Annotated in this window: 14 protein-coding genes and 1 tRNA gene; 7 read left to right on the top strand and 8 right to left on the bottom strand. The window is 63.4% G+C overall.

Going from position 1 to position 14,951, the window contains the following annotated elements:
- Positions 1-85: 85 nt before the first annotated feature.
- The 3 genes from P9875_RS01875 to P9875_RS01865 all read right to left on the bottom strand — a co-directional run bounded on the left by P9875_RS01875 (position 86) and on the right by P9875_RS01865 (position 2,297).
- Complete coding sequence (locus P9875_RS01875) at positions 86-1,039, bottom strand: NAD(P)H-dependent flavin oxidoreductase (protein WP_035823538.1); 954 nt, start codon at positions 1,037-1,039, stop codon at positions 86-88.
- 99 nt (positions 1,040-1,138) lie between these two features.
- Complete coding sequence (locus P9875_RS01870; RefSeq protein WP_278317447.1) at positions 1,139-2,062, bottom strand: MBL fold metallo-hydrolase; 924 nt, start codon at positions 2,060-2,062, stop codon at positions 1,139-1,141.
- A gap of 7 nt (positions 2,063-2,069) precedes the next feature.
- The gene (locus tag P9875_RS01865) at positions 2,070-2,297 is read right to left on the bottom strand and encodes a DUF1289 domain-containing protein (protein WP_278317446.1); all 228 of its coding nucleotides are present in this window, start codon (positions 2,295-2,297) and stop codon (positions 2,070-2,072) included.
- 278 nt (positions 2,298-2,575) lie between these two features.
- On the opposite strand from P9875_RS01865, the gene P9875_RS01860 reads away from it, so the two are divergent.
- Both P9875_RS01860 and P9875_RS01855 read left to right on the top strand, forming a co-directional pair.
- On the top strand, positions 2,576-2,989 hold the full coding sequence (locus tag P9875_RS01860) for a CopG family transcriptional regulator (RefSeq protein WP_034752801.1): 414 nt from the start codon (positions 2,576-2,578) through the stop codon (positions 2,987-2,989).
- A 54-nt stretch (positions 2,990-3,043) separates the two neighbouring features.
- Complete coding sequence (locus tag P9875_RS01855) at positions 3,044-4,288, top strand: alpha/beta hydrolase family esterase (RefSeq protein WP_278317445.1); 1,245 nt, start codon at positions 3,044-3,046, stop codon at positions 4,286-4,288.
- On the opposite strand, the gene P9875_RS01850 is transcribed toward P9875_RS01855, so the two are convergent.
- The 3 genes from P9875_RS01850 to P9875_RS01840 form a co-directional block, all read right to left on the bottom strand.
- On the bottom strand, positions 4,281-5,432 hold the full coding sequence (locus P9875_RS01850; protein ID WP_035823533.1) for a response regulator: 1,152 nt from the start codon (positions 5,430-5,432) through the stop codon (positions 4,281-4,283). The genes P9875_RS01855 and P9875_RS01850 overlap by 8 nt on opposite strands.
- Before the next feature lie 31 nt (positions 5,433-5,463).
- Entirely contained in the window at positions 5,464-8,511 is a 3,048-nt protein-coding gene (locus tag P9875_RS01845; protein ID WP_278317444.1) for a response regulator, read from the bottom strand.
- A 95-nt stretch (positions 8,512-8,606) separates the two neighbouring features.
- The gene (locus P9875_RS01840) at positions 8,607-8,804 is read right to left on the bottom strand and encodes a cysteine-rich CWC family protein (RefSeq protein WP_278317443.1); all 198 of its coding nucleotides are present in this window, start codon (positions 8,802-8,804) and stop codon (positions 8,607-8,609) included.
- Positions 8,805-9,035: 231 nt separating this feature from the next.
- Between P9875_RS01840 and argB the strand changes: the two genes are divergently transcribed.
- Together argB and P9875_RS01830 are read left to right on the top strand one after the other, a co-directional pair.
- Positions 9,036-9,929, top strand: coding sequence for an acetylglutamate kinase (argB, locus tag P9875_RS01835; RefSeq protein WP_010393729.1), 894 nt, complete (start codon positions 9,036-9,038; stop codon positions 9,927-9,929).
- A 65-nt stretch (positions 9,930-9,994) separates the two neighbouring features.
- Positions 9,995-10,069, top strand: a tRNA-Thr gene (locus P9875_RS01830).
- 271 nt (positions 10,070-10,340) lie between these two features.
- Here the strand turns inward: P9875_RS01830 and P9875_RS01825 are convergent.
- On the bottom strand, positions 10,341-11,210 hold the full coding sequence (locus tag P9875_RS01825; RefSeq protein WP_278317442.1) for a TraB/GumN family protein: 870 nt from the start codon (positions 11,208-11,210) through the stop codon (positions 10,341-10,343).
- 95 nt (positions 11,211-11,305) lie between these two features.
- Between P9875_RS01825 and P9875_RS01820 the strand changes: the two genes are divergently transcribed.
- The 3 genes from P9875_RS01820 (at position 11,306) to pabB (ending at position 14,577) form a co-directional block, all read left to right on the top strand.
- Positions 11,306-12,040, top strand: a complete 735-nt coding sequence (locus P9875_RS01820; protein WP_099401129.1) for a pyrimidine 5'-nucleotidase — start codon at positions 11,306-11,308, stop codon at positions 12,038-12,040.
- A gap of 102 nt (positions 12,041-12,142) precedes the next feature.
- Positions 12,143-12,718, top strand: coding sequence for a nucleoid occlusion factor SlmA (gene slmA, locus P9875_RS01815; protein ID WP_035823524.1), 576 nt, complete (start codon positions 12,143-12,145; stop codon positions 12,716-12,718).
- A gap of 20 nt (positions 12,719-12,738) precedes the next feature.
- Positions 12,739-14,577 (top strand): aminodeoxychorismate synthase component I, encoded by a 1,839-nt coding sequence (gene pabB, locus P9875_RS01810; RefSeq protein ID WP_278317441.1) that lies wholly within the window; start codon positions 12,739-12,741, stop codon positions 14,575-14,577.
- Here the strand turns inward: pabB and P9875_RS01805 are convergent.
- A complete protein-coding gene (locus P9875_RS01805; RefSeq protein ID WP_100875103.1) occupies positions 14,570-14,932 on the bottom strand; it encodes a DUF1428 domain-containing protein in 363 nt (120 codons plus the stop codon). The two genes, pabB and P9875_RS01805, sit on opposite strands and share 8 nt — an antisense overlap.
- Positions 14,933-14,951: the final 19 nt, after the last annotated feature.

Raw genomic sequence — 14,951 nt, 5'->3', positions numbered from 1 at the left:
ACGCCACCGGGTTCGAGTAGGTCGGATTAGGCCAAAGGCCGTAATCCGACAACTACCACCAGCGTTACAGCAACTACCACCAGCGTTACAGCTTCAACCGCGCGCGCGCCGCATCGTATTCGGCTTTCAGCCGCGCCACCATCTCTTCCACGCTCGGCACATCGTCCATCAAGCCCACGCCCTGGCCCGCGCCCCAGATGTCGCGCCAGGCCTTGGCGCTGCCCGAGCCGAAATTCATCGCGCTCTTGTCCGCTTCGGGCAAGGCTTCCGGATCGAGTCCGGCCGCTTCGATCGATTTTTTCAGGTAATTGCCGTGCACGCCCGTAAACAGGTTGGTGTAGACGATGTCCGCGGCGCTGGAATCGACAATGGCGTCGCGGTAACCATCGCTGACGTTCGATTCCTTGGTTGCCAGCCAGCGCGAGCCGATGTAGGCAAAGTCGGCGCCCATCGCTTGCGCGGCCAGCACGGCGTCGCCCGTGGCAATCGAGCCCGACAGCGCCAGCGGACCGTCGAAAAATTTGCGCACTTCGCCCACCAGCGCGAACGGCGACAGGGTGCCCGCGTGGCCGCCGGCGCCGCTGGCCACCAGGATCAAGCCATCGACACCGGCTTCCAGCGCTTTTTTCGCGTGACGGATCGAGATCACGTCATGCAGCACGATGCCGCCATAGCTGTGGATGGCGTCGAGCATTTCCTTGGGCGGCGCGCGCAGCGAGGAAATGATGATGGGGATCCGGTGTTTCACGCACACTTCCACGTCATGCGCGAGGCGGTCGTTCGACTGGTGCACGATCTGGTTGACGGCGATCGGCCCGACTTTTTTATCGGGATTGGCGGCCTGGAAGGCGGCCAGTTCGGCCTGCAGCTCCGTGAGCCACGTGTCGAGCAATTCGGCGGGACGCGCATTTAAGGCCGGGAAGGAACCGACGATGCCGGCCTTGCACTGCGCCGCGACGAGGGCCGGGCCGCTGGCGATGAACATCGGCGAAGCGATAACGGGTAAGGAGAGGTTTTGCAACGCAACAGGCAATGCCATGGCGGACTCGCTGGAAAGTTGATCGGACGTGAAAGACACACTGAGCTTGATTATAGTGCAGAAAAAGTACGATCGTGCTGAATTTATCGCCTGGCCGTTTCAACCTTCGTTGAGCAAGTACTCACCCTCGACCCGTGCCGCTGCAGCCCTCACCAGCTGCGACACGGCCCACTCGGCCAGCGCGGCCGCTTCCTGGCGCAGGAAGCGCCGGTTGGCCTCTTCGAAGATGGGCATGCCGCGCAGCAGGGCCGGTATCGCGGCGAGGGCGATGCGCTGGCGTTCCAGCAGCAGGAATTTCAGCAGCACTTTCACGGCGTTCTGCGCGTTGCGCACGGGGTCGGACGCCAGGTAATCGAGGCGAGACCAGGCGCGCTGCAGGGCGCCGGCGGCATCCGTGAAGGGCCGCCCGTGGCCGGGGATCACCACGCGCACGTCCAGGCCGGCGATCAGGTCCAGGGTGGCGCGCGCCTCAGCAAAACCCGAGCCGCCATCGAGTTCCGGGAAGATCACGCCAAAGCCGTTTTCCCACAGGGCGTCGGCGGAGATCAGGATGCCCTCGTCGGCGCAGTAAAAAATCAGCGAGTGCGGATCGTGGCCGGGCGCGCCCAGCGCTTGCCAGCGCATGCCGGCCAAGGTCAACGTGTCGCCGGGCGAGACGGTGGCGTCAAAACCGAAGCGCGGGCATTGCTGGCCCGTGGCCTGGAAACTCAGGGCGTCGACGTCCCAGGCGCGCACCTTGTCCGCTTCCGACACGGGAATGGCCGTATGGCAGCCGTATTCCTCTTGCAGCAGCGCGTTGCCGCCGCAATGGTCGGAATGCAGATGGGTGTTGAGCAGGCGGTCCAGGGGACGGCCATCGAGACTGTGGCGCAGCAGGGCCAGGGTTTGCGGCGCATGCGTGACATAGCCGCTGTCGATCAGCGCCGTGTCGTCCCGGCCCTGGAACAGGATGTTATTCGACGACAGCCAGCCGCGTTCGAACACCTGCATGGCATCGGGGAACAGCGCTGGCGATCGCGGCATGGCTTCCTCAGTAGTCGGGCTCGAAATCGAGCAGGGATTCACGTCCTGGCAATTCGGCCCACACGGCGCGCTTGAAGTCGTCGTCGGCCTTGCTCCAGGCGATGATCTCGTCGAGCGTGCGAAAACAGCCTTCGCACAAGCCGCTGTTGCGGTTCATCTTGCACAGGCTGACGCAGGGCGACGGCACCGGCGAGGGAAGCGGAACGGCTGGCGGAGGTGGGGGAGCGACCATCATGGAGCGGCATCGGTAAACGTGTAGGCTTTCATTATGCCGCGAAACGGCGCCGGCGAGTCGGCTGCATCGCCATGCAATGTTTCTGTGAATATATTTTCTATGGCAAAAATGATTAAAAAAGCATCTTCGGAAAATTTATTTTGCGCTGCATTCTTACTCTGCGGGTGCCCGTCCTACAACACGATCCGGTCAAATCCTGCTTGACTTGAGATATTACACAACTATACTACCATCCATACAGATGGCAAATGGATGCCACGTGGAGTTTTTGGAGAGATATGGCCAAGCAAGACAGCAAGCCCAAAATTGGGGAATCCGAGAAAATCACGATCAACCTCGGCTTGATCGACCTGGGGCAGATCGATTTGCTGGTCCAGGAGGGATTTTATTCCAACCGCACGGATCTGATCCGTACGGCCATACGCAACCAGCTGGGTACCCACGCCGACGTGGTGAAACAAACCGTCGCCCGTAAAAGCCTGGTATTGGGCATGCAGCATTATTCGCGCGCCGACCTGGAGGCGATCCAGGCAGCCGGCCAGCGCCTGCAGATACAGGTGCTGGGACTGGCCAGTATCGCCAGCGATGTCTCCGTGGAACTGGCACTGGCCACCATCGAGTCGATTTTCGTATTAGGTGCCCTGCACGCCAGCACCGTCGTCAAGACGGCGCTCGCAGGGCGAATTCACTAGCGTATTGGTTCGCGGCGATGACCCGGCCGATGCGCGGCACCGTTAAGGATGGTCATGAAACTACCTGTCAACATGCTGGCGCAGATGCGCGCCGCAACCCGTAATCTGATGGGCAGCGGTCCCGCCGCCGCCACCGAAGCAATCCAGCAGGCGCTGTCCGCCGCCGGTCTGGCGCCGCAGGCGGCAGCCACGCAAGCACCGCCCATGCGTGATATCAATCCTCCGCCGGCACCGGCGCAGGCCCCATCCGAGCCGCCGCAAGCTGACGCCGTACCACCCACGCCTGCACAGGCGGCGCAGGACTTTGCGCAGGATTTCATGGCGCGCCTGGGCGTGCCGGCCGGCCTGGGCCAGCACAGCTTCGACATGCCCAGCTTCGAGCTGCCGAATTTCCACCCGCCCGGTTTCAACGCGCCCGCCGCCACGCCGATCGATGTGCCGGCCGGCGCCCAATTCATCGACGGCGTGTACCGCAACCATGCGGGCACGCGCTCCTACAAGCTGTATATCCCCAGCAGCTACCACGGCCAGGCCATGCCGCTGATCGTCATGCTGCACGGCTGTACGCAAAATCCCGACGATTTCGCCGCCGGCACGCAGATGAATGCGCTGGCCGAAGAAAAGGAATGTTTTGTCGTCTACCCGGCGCAAACGCAGGGCGCCAACAGTTCGCGCTGCTGGAACTGGTTCAACGCCATCGACCAGCAGCGCGACCAGGGCGAACCGTCGCTGATCGCCGGCATCGCCCGGCAAGTGATCGACGAATATCCTGTGAATGAACGCGAAGTGTTCGTCGCCGGCCTGTCGGCGGGCGGCGCCATGGCCGTCATCGTCGGCACCTTGTACCCGGATTTGTTTGCCGCCGTCGGCGTGCATTCTGGCCTGCCCTTCGCCTCGGCGCAGGACTTGCCGTCGGCGCTGGCCGCCATGAAGGGCGGCGCCATGCCCAATGCCCAGCGCAAGGCGCCGGCCGGCGGCGTGCCCATCATCGTTTTTCACGGCGACCGCGACACCACCGTCAATCCGCGCAATGGCGATGAACTGATCGCCCAGGGCGTGCGCAGCCAGGCCGGCGGCAAGGCGGCCAAGGCCGCGTCCATCGACGGCAGCGTGCCGAACGGCCACCGCTACACGCGCACCACGCACAGCCAGGCCGATGGTTCGCCACTGGGCGAGCACTGGGTCATCCACGGCGCCGGCCATGCCTGGTCCGGCGGCAGCCATAACGGCAGTTATACGGACGGCAAAGGGCCGGACGCCAGCCGCGAGATGCTGCGTTTCTTCAAGACCGTCAGCTGAGGTTCTCGGTGTAGGGCGCGATCTGGCGCTGCTTGTCGGCGATTTCGCACACACCGTCCGCATAGCGGTGGGAGATGGCGATGAACTGGTCCTGGATCTGCAAAAAGGCGTCAACGATCTCGGCGTCGAAATGCGAGCCGCGTCCTTCGACGATGATCCGCACGGCCTGCGCATGGTCCATGCCCTGCTTGTAGATGCGACGGCTGATCAGGGCATCGTACACGTCGGCCAGCGCCATCAGGCGCGCCGAAATCGGGATGGCTTCGCCGGCCAGGCCTTGCGGATAGCCGCTGCCATCCCATTTCTCGTGGTGGCTGTAGGCGATCTCTTTCGCGTACTTGAGGAAATCGACTTCGATGCCCAGCTCGTGCTCGGCCGCCAGGATGGCGTCGCGCCCCAAGGTGGTGTGCGTCTTCATGATGGCCATTTCGTGCGGCTCGAAACGCCCCGGCTTGAGCAGGATATGGTCGGGGATACCCACCTTGCCGATGTCGTGCAGCGGCGCCGTCTTGAACAGCAGTTCGATATTCTTGTCCGTCAAAAAATCGCGGAAACGCGGCAAGCCCCGCACCTTCTCGGCCAGCGCCTTCAGGTAATGCGAGGTGCGGCGGATATGGTTGCCCGTCTCGCTGTCGCGCGTCTCGGCCAGCGAGGCCATGGCGTGAATCGTGACGTCCTGCAGCGCCGCCACTTCCTGCACCCGGCGCTCCACTTCCGTTTCCAGGTAATGATTCTGGTCGCGCAAAAAATCCTGCATCTGCTTCATCGCCAGCTGCGTCCTGATGCGCGCCAGTACGATGGGCGCTGAAATCGGCTTGGTGATGTAATCGACGGCGCCCAGGGCCAGGCCCAGCTGCTCGTCCGCCACTTCACTCATGGCCGTGACAAAAATCACGGGAATGCCGGCCGTGGCGGGATCGGCCTTCAGCGCGCGGCACACGTCGTAGCCGCTCATGCCCGGCATCATGATGTCGAGCAGGATCAGGTCGGGCTGGTCGCTGCCGGCGGCGATCTTCAGGGCCCGCTCGCCGTTCACGGCGATCTTGGTGCGGTAATCGTCTTCCAGCACCGCGCGCAGCAGGTCGATATTGTCTGGCGTGTCGTCGACCACCAGGATGGTTGGCTTGCTTGCCGGCGCTCTCATGCCCGTCCTTCGCTCTGCATAGTTATCCTTGTCACAGTGTCAGCTCCAGCGCCTCGGCCACCTCGCCCAGCTGCGCCAGCGCACCTTCGAAATCGTATTGTCCCAGCATGCGCTTCAACTGGCGCGCGTGTTCCGCCTGCCCGGCCGCGACCAGCACGGGGCCGATGCCGTCGAGGTGCTTGACGGCCTGCGCATCGTCCTGCTGCAGCAGCTGCGACAGCTCGCGCAAGCCCGCTTCCAGCTGCGCCCGGTCCACCGGCGCCACGTGCGCCACCGCCGCGCCGCCCGCCTCGGCCGCATTGCCGCGCGACTGCATCGCCAGCACGATCTTCGGCACCAGCTCGTCGAGCGCCAGGGTGCAGGCGGCCAGCGCCTGCGGCAAGCCGTCGTGCGAGCCCAGGCTGAGCAAATGCTCGACCCGCGCGGCGCTGTCGGCCAGGCCGCCGGCGCCGATATTGCCGGCCAGGCCCTTCAGGGTATGCGCTTCGCGGATCGCCGTTTCCAGCTGGTTGTTCTCGATGGCGGCAACGATGCGCTGCATCGCGTCGAACTGGGTTTCCACAAAACGCTCCAGCAATTTTCGCATCAAAGCGGCATTGCCGCCCACGCGGCGCATGGCCTCCGCCATTTTCAGGCCGGCGATCACGGGCAGCTCCGCTTCCGGCTGCGCCACCACCGCCGCAACTTCCTGCGGCGTGGCCGGCGCGATCCAGCGCGCCAGGGTGCCAAACAGCTGCGCCACGTCGATCGGCTTGGCGATGAAATCGTTCATGCCGGCGTCCAGGCATTTTTCCTTGTCGCCCACCATGGCATTGGCCGTCATGGCGATCACGGGCAAATTCGAATAACGCGGGTCCTGGCGCAGCTTGCGCGTCGCCTGGTAGCCATCCATCACCGGCATCTGGCAATCCATCAGCACACCGTCATAGGCGTTTTCCTCGATCTTCGCCAGGGCGATGGCGCCATTGCTGGCGATGTCGACGCGGATGCCGGCGTCGTTGAGAATGTGCTGCGCCACTTCCTGGTTCACTTCATTATCCTCAACCAGCAGCAGCCAGGCGCCGCGCAGGGCGCGCTCATCGTCGCGGTAGCTGCTCTGGCGCTGCGTCTTGCGGCTCTGCCCCGTCACGCCGCCAAACACGAACGCAATCTGGTCGAGCAGGGTTGAGGCGCTGACCGGCTTGTTCAAGACGCCGTCGAGCGGCAAGTCGCGCTGGCGCGCCGCTTCCAGCAGCGCTTCGCGATGGAAGGCCGTGACCATGATGCAGGCCGGCGTCGCATCGATGCCGGCGGCATCGGCGCGGATGCCGGCCAGGGTATCGAGGCCGCTCATGCCCGGCATTTTCCAGTCCATCAGCACCAGCCCGTACGGGCGTCCCTCGGCGCGCGCCTGCGCCACGGCGCCGATGGCCAGCGCGCCGCCAAGCACGGCGCGCGCCTCGAAACCGAGCGCCGTCAGCATGCTGACGAAGATTTCACGCGCACTGGGGTTGTCGTCGACCACCAGCACGCGCAGGCCATGGAATTGCTGTGGCAATAGCAAATTATCGCGCGGCACGGCAGCCAGGCCGAAGCGGGCCGTGAAGAAAAAGGTGCTGCCCACGCCCGCTTCGCTGACCAGGTCGATCTCGCCTTCCATCATTTCCACCAGGCGCTTGCTGATGGTCAGCCCCAGGCCCGTGCCGCCATGGTGGCGCGTGGTGGACGTGTCGGCCTGGGTAAAAGCCTGGAACAATTTGCTGCGCTGAGGCGGCGTGAGGCCTATGCCCGTGTCGCGCACGTCCACGCGCAGCACGGCCGCATGTTCTTCCAGCTGCTGCAGGCGGATGGTGACGACGATCTCGCCCTTCTCCGTAAATTTGATGGCGTTGTTGGTCAGGTTGATCAGCACCTGGCCCAGGCGCAGCGGGTCGCCCTGCAAGGCGTTCGGCACATCGGGGGCGATGTCGAACAGCAGTTCCAGCCCCTTGTCCTGGGCGCGCATCACGGACAGGTCGGCGATCTGCGCCAGCACGTCCTCGAGGAAGAAATCGACTTTTTCAAAGGCCATCTTGCCCGCCTCGATCTTCGAGAAATCGAGGATGTCGTCGATGATGGCCAGCAGGTTCTTCGACGCCGATTCCACCTTCTCCAGGTAGTTGCGCTGGGTCGACGTGAGGTCCGTCTGCAGCGCCAGGTGGGTCATGCCGATGATGCCGTTCATCGGCGTGCGAATTTCATGGGACATATTCGCCAGGAAGTCCGACTTCATCTTGGTCGCATCCTCGGCCACTTCGACGGCGTGGCGCAGGTCCTGCTCGACGGCCAGGCTGGTGCTCATGTCCTTGAGCGCCTGCAGCAATTCGCCCGTCTCGTCGCGCGACGTCACTTCGATGACGGAACTGAGGTCGCCATTGGCCACGCGCGTGGCGATCGCCACCGCCTCGCCCAGCGGCCGCGTGATCGAGCGCGCCGACCAGGCAAAGGCCAGGCCCGTCAGCAAGGCTGCCAGGCCGATGCCGCCCATCAGCAGCAGCGAGGTGTCGATGTCGTTGCGTATCCTGGCCGCGCTGTCGCGGATCAGCTGCTGCTGCAGGTCGTCGAGCTGGCCCACGTACAGCAGCACTTTTTCCAGCACCGGCAAGGTCTGCGTCTGTATGGCCTGCTCGGCGAGGGCATCCTCGCCGCGCTCGACCAGTTCGAACATCGCCTTGAGCGACACATAATAGTCGGCGCGGGCCAGGTGCATCTGTTCCAGCAGGCGCCGCTCCTCGGGCCGCGCATCGAGGCCGTCGAGGATGCGCACCTGCTCGTCGATGCCCTGCTTGATCGCTTCGAGGCGCGCCTGGTTCGCCTGGCGCAGCGCCAGCTCGTGCTGGTTCGGCAGGTTGCCGATGCGCGTGGCCGCCTCGCGCGCCAGCCCGTGGATCTTGCTGGTGGCCTTGGCGGCGACCCAGTCGCGCTGCAGGATATCGTCAGTCTCGGCGCGGATGGCATAGATGCGGCTGCCGGACAGGACGATGACGACCAGCATCAGCACGATCAACATGGCATAACCGGCATTGATGCGCACGCCGATACTGATATCCCTGAAGCGCATAACTTTCCTATAAGAAATTCTTGAAAATCGAAGTCTGACCGTATTCCCCTACAAAATGCAAGGTCTTTTGCAAAGGAAAAAGCGCACCGATGCGCTTATTTGGCCGGCGTTGCTGCCGGGCGCGTCAAGCTGACGATATGGGCTTGCAGGCAGGCGGGGCACCAGCAGCCGATGGCGGCGCTGCCGGGCACGGGAACGGCCGGTGGCAGGGAGACGCACCAGCAGGGCTCCTTGGCGTCCGGGTCAAGCTGGCCACACTGGAAAGTGGCGCCGCACAGGCTGCACTGGCTCATGGCTGTGTGTGAATTGGCAAGTGTGTGTCATGCCGCGCCGGGAGGCGACGCAGATGTAACTGGCAGTAAAAGGGCTGGCTGGGGGGCATATCGGGCCAGACTATAGGATCATCAGGGAAAATACAACAAGATCGCCCTATAATGCCTCCAGGATTTTCTTCTTCCCTGTAAAATCGCACAAATCTATTTTCCGGACTCGCCATGAATCAACTAGCTAACTTGAACCTGGACATGAATGACGACTTGACGGCGGTGTCGCCGCAAATCAAGGCGCAGATTCTGGCCGAGGCCCTCCCCTACATCCGCAATTTCCATGGCAAGACCATCGTCATCAAGTACGGTGGCAACGCCATGACGGACGAACGCCTGAAGCACGGCTTCGCGCGCGACGTCATCCTGCTCAAGCTGGTCGGCATGAACCCGGTCGTGGTGCACGGCGGCGGACCGCAGATCGACAACGCGCTGAAAAAAATCGGCAAGCAAGGCACTTTCGTGCAAGGCATGCGCATCACCGATGAAGAAACCATGGAAGTGGTGGAGTGGGTGCTGGGCGGCGAAGTGCAGCAGGATATCGTCATGCTGATCAACCATTACGGCGGCCAGGCCGTGGGCCTGACGGGCAAGGATGGCGGCTTGATCCGCGCGCGCAAGATGCAGATGCCGGACCGCGAACATCCGGGTGAATTCCTCGACATCGGTTTTGTGGGCGAGATCGACGCGATCAACCCGGCCGTCGTCAAGGCGCTGCAGGACGACGCTTTCATTCCCATCATCTCGCCGATCGGTTTCGGCCAGGATGGCCAGGCCTACAACATCAACGCCGATGTCGTGGCGGGCAAGATCGCGGAAATCCTGAAAGCGGAAAAGCTGATCATGATGACCAACATCGCCGGCGTCCAGGACAAGCAGGGCAACCTGGTGACCGACCTGTCCGCGCGTGAAATCGACGAGATGTTCGCCGATGGCACGATCTCGGGCGGCATGCTGCCGAAGATCTCGTCCGCGCTCGACGCCGCCAAGTCCGGCGTAAACACGGTGCACATCATCGACGGCCGTATCGAACACTCATTATTGCTGGAAGTGTTGACCGAGCAGGCTTTTGGTACTATGATCCGTTCGCACTAAAAAAATCGCAACGCATCACAGCGAGTAGTTTGGCGGCGCAGATCACCTGGCGCCGCTTTTAATTTGCCCTTGTAGCTCAGTGGTAGAGCACTCCCTTGGTAAGGGAGAGGCCACGTGTTCGATCCACGTCAAGGGCACCATCGACTTATCCCCGTATCTGAAAAATGTCCATGCCTGCGTTGCCTCGCCTCGCCGTACATGCGTACTGTCTTCGTCTCGGCGCCTTGCCCTGAACACTTTTCATCTACTCTGCCGTCATCTCCCCATAGTAAAACTGTCCATGGCGGCGTTGTCCTTCCTCGCCGTACATTCGTACTGTCTTCGTCAGTCCGCCTTGCCCTGAACACTTTTCCATCTGCTCTGCCACCGGTTGTTGCGCGGCTGAGCCAGTCCTACCTCTTCAGCAGTTCTTCAATACACCCGTTCGACCTTCAATCCGCGTTTACGCAGCAAATCCGGCACGCTCTTTTCGCCGACCAGGTGCAGCACGCCGATGGCGGCCAGGCTGGACTTTTCACGCGCAAGCAACTTGGCGATGCCGTCGGCCAGGGCCGGGTTGCGGCCATCTAACAACACCTTTTGCACGAACTGCGCGGCGAACGAGGGGTCTTGCGCCGCCTTGGCCGCCAGCTTGTCGAAGGCGGCCGCGTCGGCGTTGCGCCAGGCGTTGGCGATGTCACGCGCTTCCTGGCTTTGTTCCTGGTCTTCGATCGACGCCACGCCGTCTTCCAGGAAGCGGCATTGATCCAGCGGCGACATGGCGCCGAACAGCGCCATCTGGCCTTCCATCGATTCGAGTTCCAGCACGGGGATCTTGCGCGCCTTCGCTTGCTGCGACAGATAATTGTCGACGGCCAGGTCGGAGCGGTAGCCCAGGGTGGAAAATTCGCCGATGGCCAGCATGCTGGCCAGCATCCACGGCTTCATCGGCGCCACCGACTCGGCTGGAATGCCGTATTTTTGCAACAGCGGCGCCAGACGCGGCGCCAGGGTCTGGCGGCAATCAGACGGCACTTTGCTGCCCGGCGCCTCCATGCCGTATTTCAGCACGGCGCTGATGGCCTTGCGCGGATCGGCGCCCGGATCGATCTCCAGCGCCAGCGCGCCAGCGCCTTCCAATGCCCGCGTCACGGTCGGCTCGAGCGGATAAAAGTCGGGCGCGCCGACGTGGATGGTACCGAACAAAAATAGGGTGTGGCTGGCATCCTGCACCTTGAACAGGGCGCCGCGGTTTTGCGCCACGGGCGGCGCTTCGGCAAAGGCCGCCGGCAACGGCAGCAAGAATAATCCGCAAAACATCACTATAATCTGGCGTCGCATGGTTTTCCTGATTGTTGAATTTTTCATCCTGCTTATCCTCTTGCCTAAAGACTCCTGTGCCTGTGCCCCATCTTAACCGCTCGTCGCCGGTCTGGCTGTTTGACCTCGACAACACGCTGCACAATGCCTCGCACGCCATCTTCCCCACCATCACGGCCAATATGAACACGTATATTGCCCGCGTGCTGGGCGATGGCGTCACGCCGGCCGATGACGCCATCGTCAATGCGGCGCGCGCGGCCTACTGGCGCCGCTATGGCGCCACCTTGCTGGGCATGGTCAAGCATCACCAGGTGCAGGCCGCGCATTTTTTGCACGAGACGCATGCGTTCGACGATTTGCGCGCGATGATACGCGCCGAGCGGGGGCTGGGGGCTTTACTCAAACGCCTGCCTGGCCGTAAAATTTTACTCACCAACGCGCCGCTGCGCTATTCGAGCGACGTGATGCGCCACCTGGGCTTGCGCCAGCATTTTTCACACCACGTCGCCATCGAAGCGATGCATGTGCACCGCCAGCTGCGGCCCAAGCCATCGACCCTGATGCTGCGCAAACTGATGCGCAAGCACCACATCCGCCCCGGCCGCTGCATCCTGGTGGAAGACACCCTGGCCAACCTGAAGGGTGCGAAAAAACTGGGCCTGCGCACGGCCTGGGTCACGCAATACCTGAAAATGGCCGATCCGATCGGCGTGGCGAAGCTGCCCAAGGCGTTAAATCGCCCCGCTTACGTCGATGTCAAAGTAAAATCTGTCCGGCATTTGGCACGCCGCCTTCACCGTCTGCGTTGAAGGGGACTCCTGGGCTTACGGTTGACGCCGGAAGCCGCACCGCTAGCGGCGGTGACGGATATCCCCATCAAGGCAGCATTTTTTTTAACGACAAGAGAAAATATGGCAAGCACACCGCCGGGCCAACGCAGGCTACAAATTCTTCAGGCCCTCGCCGCAATGCTGGAGCAGCCGAAAGGCGAAAAGATCACCACCGCCGCACTGGCGGCCAGACTGACCGTGTCGGAAGCGGCCCTGTACCGCCATTTCGCCAGCAAGGCGCAAATGTTCGAAGGGCTGATCGAATTCATCGAGTCGAGCGTCTTCGGCCTGATCAACCAGATCGCGGAAAAACACAGCGACGGCATGACGCAGACGCGCGACATCATCGGCATGCTGCTCAATTTCGCCATCAGCAATCCGGGCATGACGCGCGTATTGATCGGCGATGCGCTGGTCAATGAAGACGAGCGCCTGCAAGTGCGCATGAACCAGTTCTACGACCGCGTGGAACTGGCGCTCAAGCAGGCCTTGCGCGTGGCCGCCGCCGAAGGCCATGGCAAGGAAAGCGAAGTGGCGGCACGCGCCACCCTGATCGTCGGCTTCGTCATCGGACGCTGGCACCGCTACGCCAAGAGCGGCTTCAAGATCAATCCCTCCCAGGAAGCGGCGCTGCAAATCGCCATGCTGCTGGGGTAAGTCACCGCCGCGGCTGTCCCATGCACACCGACTGTTTCGCACTGCTCGACGACGCCAGCACCCCGGGCGCCGGTTCGCGCCTGTACACGGGCCTGGCGGCAGTCTTGCAGTGCACCGAGGGGCAACGGTGGCCGGACCTGCTCGCAGGGCTGCAAGAGGCTTTACAACGCGGCCAGTACGCCGTCAGCGTGTGCAGCTACGAGCTGGGCGCGCATTTGCTGGCCATGCCGCCGCGCACGGCAGGCATCAACGCGCCGCCGCTGGCGCAAGTGCTCGTCTTTGACCATTGCACGCAGCTGTCGCAGGACGAGGTGGCGCAGTGGCTGGACTCTCGCGTCAGCGCGGACGCCGCGCCAGCCGGCGTGGCCGATATCCGCGCGAACGTGGATCAGGCCGAATTCACGCAGGCACTGCACCGCATCCACGACTACATCGTGGCCGGCGACACCTATCAGGTCAACTACACGTATCGCTTGCGCTTCGACGCCTTCGGCTCGCCCCTGGCCCTGTATGCGCGGCTGCGTGCGCGCCAGCCCGTGCCCTACGGCGCGCTGGTGATGCTGCCCGATGGCGGCGCCCTGCTGTCGCTGTCGCCGGAGCTGTTCGTGCGCCATGCGCAGGGCGAGTTGATGGCGCGCCCCATGAAAGGCACGGCGCCGGCCGCCCCAGCCGAACAGGTGGCAGAAAACGCGCGCCGCGCCAGCGCCCTGGCCCATGATCCGAAGAACCGCGCGGAAAACCTGATGATCGTCGACCTGCTGCGCAACGACATCGGCCGCATCGCCGTCACGGGTTCCGTCAAGGTGCCGGCCCTGTTCGAGGTGACGCGCTACAGCAGCGTGCTGCAAATGACCTCCACCGTGCAGGCGCGCCTGCGCGCCGACGCCAGCCTGGCCGATATCTTCCAGGCCCTGTATCCATGCGGCTCGATCACGGGTGCGCCGAAACGCCGCACCATGGAAATCATCGCCGAACTGGAACCGGCGCCACGCGGCATCTACACGGGCGCCATCGGCTGGTTCGATCCGCCAGCCGCCGGCGCCGCCCACGCCGTGGGCGACTTCTGCCTGTCCGTGCCGATCCGTACCCTGGCCTTGCAGCCAGCTAGCACTGACGGCATCCGGCGCGGCGAGATGGGCGTGGGCGCCGGCATCGTCCTCGACAGCGACCCGCACGAGGAATTTGCGGAATGCCAGCTCAAGGCCCGCTTCCTCACGGGCCTCACGAACGACTTCGAACTGTTCGAGACCCTGCACGCCAGCCGTGCCGACGGTTGCCGCCAGCAGGAACGCCACCTGGCGCGCCTGGCCGCCTCCTGCGCCTATTTTAATTTTGCCTGGGATGCCGATGCTGCCCGCGCGGCGCTGCAGACGGCCTGCGCGGCACGGACCGACGATGTCCCTTTTCGCCTGCGCCTGGCGCTGCGCCAGGATGGCCGGTTGACGACGCAAAGCGGCACCCTCAGCGCCTTGCCGGACACGGTCAACGTCATGCTGGCACCCGACACAACGACTGCCGGCGACCTCTTCCTGCGCCACAAGAGCAGCGTGCGTGCGCGCTACGATGCGGCCTGGCGCGCGGCCGAGGCGCAAGGCGGCTTCGACATGCTGTTTTTTAACGAACGGGGCGAGCTGACCGAGGGCGGGCGCAGCAATGTCTTCGTGCAACTGGACGGCCGCTGGCACACGCCGCCCCTGTCCTGCGGCCTGCTGCCCGGCGTGCAGCGCGCGGCCATGCTGGCCGACCCCGCCTGGAATGCGCAGGAAACCATCATCACGCGCGCCATGCTGGCACGGGCCGAAGCCATTGTTGTGTGCAATGCGCTGCGCGGGGCGATGCCCGCAAAGCTGGTTATTTGATATCCACCTGCATCTCGTAACCACCGTAAATCATGCGCTTGCCATCGAACGGCAGCTTGGCCGGGTCCATCATCTCGGCCAGGCGCGGGTCTTTCATGACCTTGTCGTTGATTTCATCGCGCTTGGCGCGCGACGCATACACGATCCAGGAAAACACCACTACTTCGCCATCCTGCAAGTCCACCGCCTGCGGGAACGACGTCAGCTTGCCCGGCTTGACATCGTCGCCCACGCATTCGCGAAATTCCAGCGCGCCGTACTCTCGCCAGACGGCGCCGCAACTGCGCGACATGGCCAGATAGGCATCGAGCTTGGCTTTCGGTACGGGCACCACAAATCCATCGACATACGCCATGATGTTCTCCTTTGTTGTG

The organism is Janthinobacterium rivuli (assembly GCF_029690045.1).
GTDB lineage: Bacteria > Pseudomonadota > Gammaproteobacteria > Burkholderiales > Burkholderiaceae_D > Janthinobacterium > Janthinobacterium rivuli.
This window is presented reverse-complemented; position numbering and strand designations above follow the sequence as displayed.

What these genes read in the sequence shown, in the direction of transcription:
- P9875_RS01860 (WP_034752801.1), top strand. Translation starts at nt 2,576, where the DNA reads ATGGCCAAGCAAGACAGCAAGCCCAAAATTGGGGAATCCGAGAAAATC.
- P9875_RS01850 (WP_035823533.1), bottom strand. Translation starts at nt 5,432, where the DNA reads ATGAGAGCGCCGGCAAGCAAGCCAACCATCCTGGTGGTCGACGACACG.
- P9875_RS01805 (WP_100875103.1), bottom strand. Translation starts at nt 14,932, where the DNA reads ATGGCGTATGTCGATGGATTTGTGGTGCCCGTACCGAAAGCCAAGCTC.
- P9875_RS01845 (WP_278317444.1), bottom strand. Translation starts at nt 8,511, where the DNA reads ATGCGCTTCAGGGATATCAGTATCGGCGTGCGCATCAATGCCGGTTAT.
- argB (WP_010393729.1), top strand. Translation starts at nt 9,036, where the DNA reads ATGAATGACGACTTGACGGCGGTGTCGCCGCAAATCAAGGCGCAGATT.
- P9875_RS01840 (WP_278317443.1), bottom strand. Translation starts at nt 8,804, where the DNA reads ATGAGCCAGTGCAGCCTGTGCGGCGCCACTTTCCAGTGTGGCCAGCTT.
- slmA (WP_035823524.1), top strand. Translation starts at nt 12,143, where the DNA reads ATGGCAAGCACACCGCCGGGCCAACGCAGGCTACAAATTCTTCAGGCC.
- P9875_RS01875 (WP_035823538.1), bottom strand. Translation starts at nt 1,039, where the DNA reads ATGGCATTGCCTGTTGCGTTGCAAAACCTCTCCTTACCCGTTATCGCT.
- P9875_RS01855 (WP_278317445.1), top strand. Translation starts at nt 3,044, where the DNA reads ATGAAACTACCTGTCAACATGCTGGCGCAGATGCGCGCCGCAACCCGT.
- P9875_RS01870 (WP_278317447.1), bottom strand. Translation starts at nt 2,062, where the DNA reads ATGCCGCGATCGCCAGCGCTGTTCCCCGATGCCATGCAGGTGTTCGAA.
- P9875_RS01865 (WP_278317446.1), bottom strand. Translation starts at nt 2,297, where the DNA reads ATGATGGTCGCTCCCCCACCTCCGCCAGCCGTTCCGCTTCCCTCGCCG.
- pabB (WP_278317441.1), top strand. Translation starts at nt 12,739, where the DNA reads ATGCACACCGACTGTTTCGCACTGCTCGACGACGCCAGCACCCCGGGC.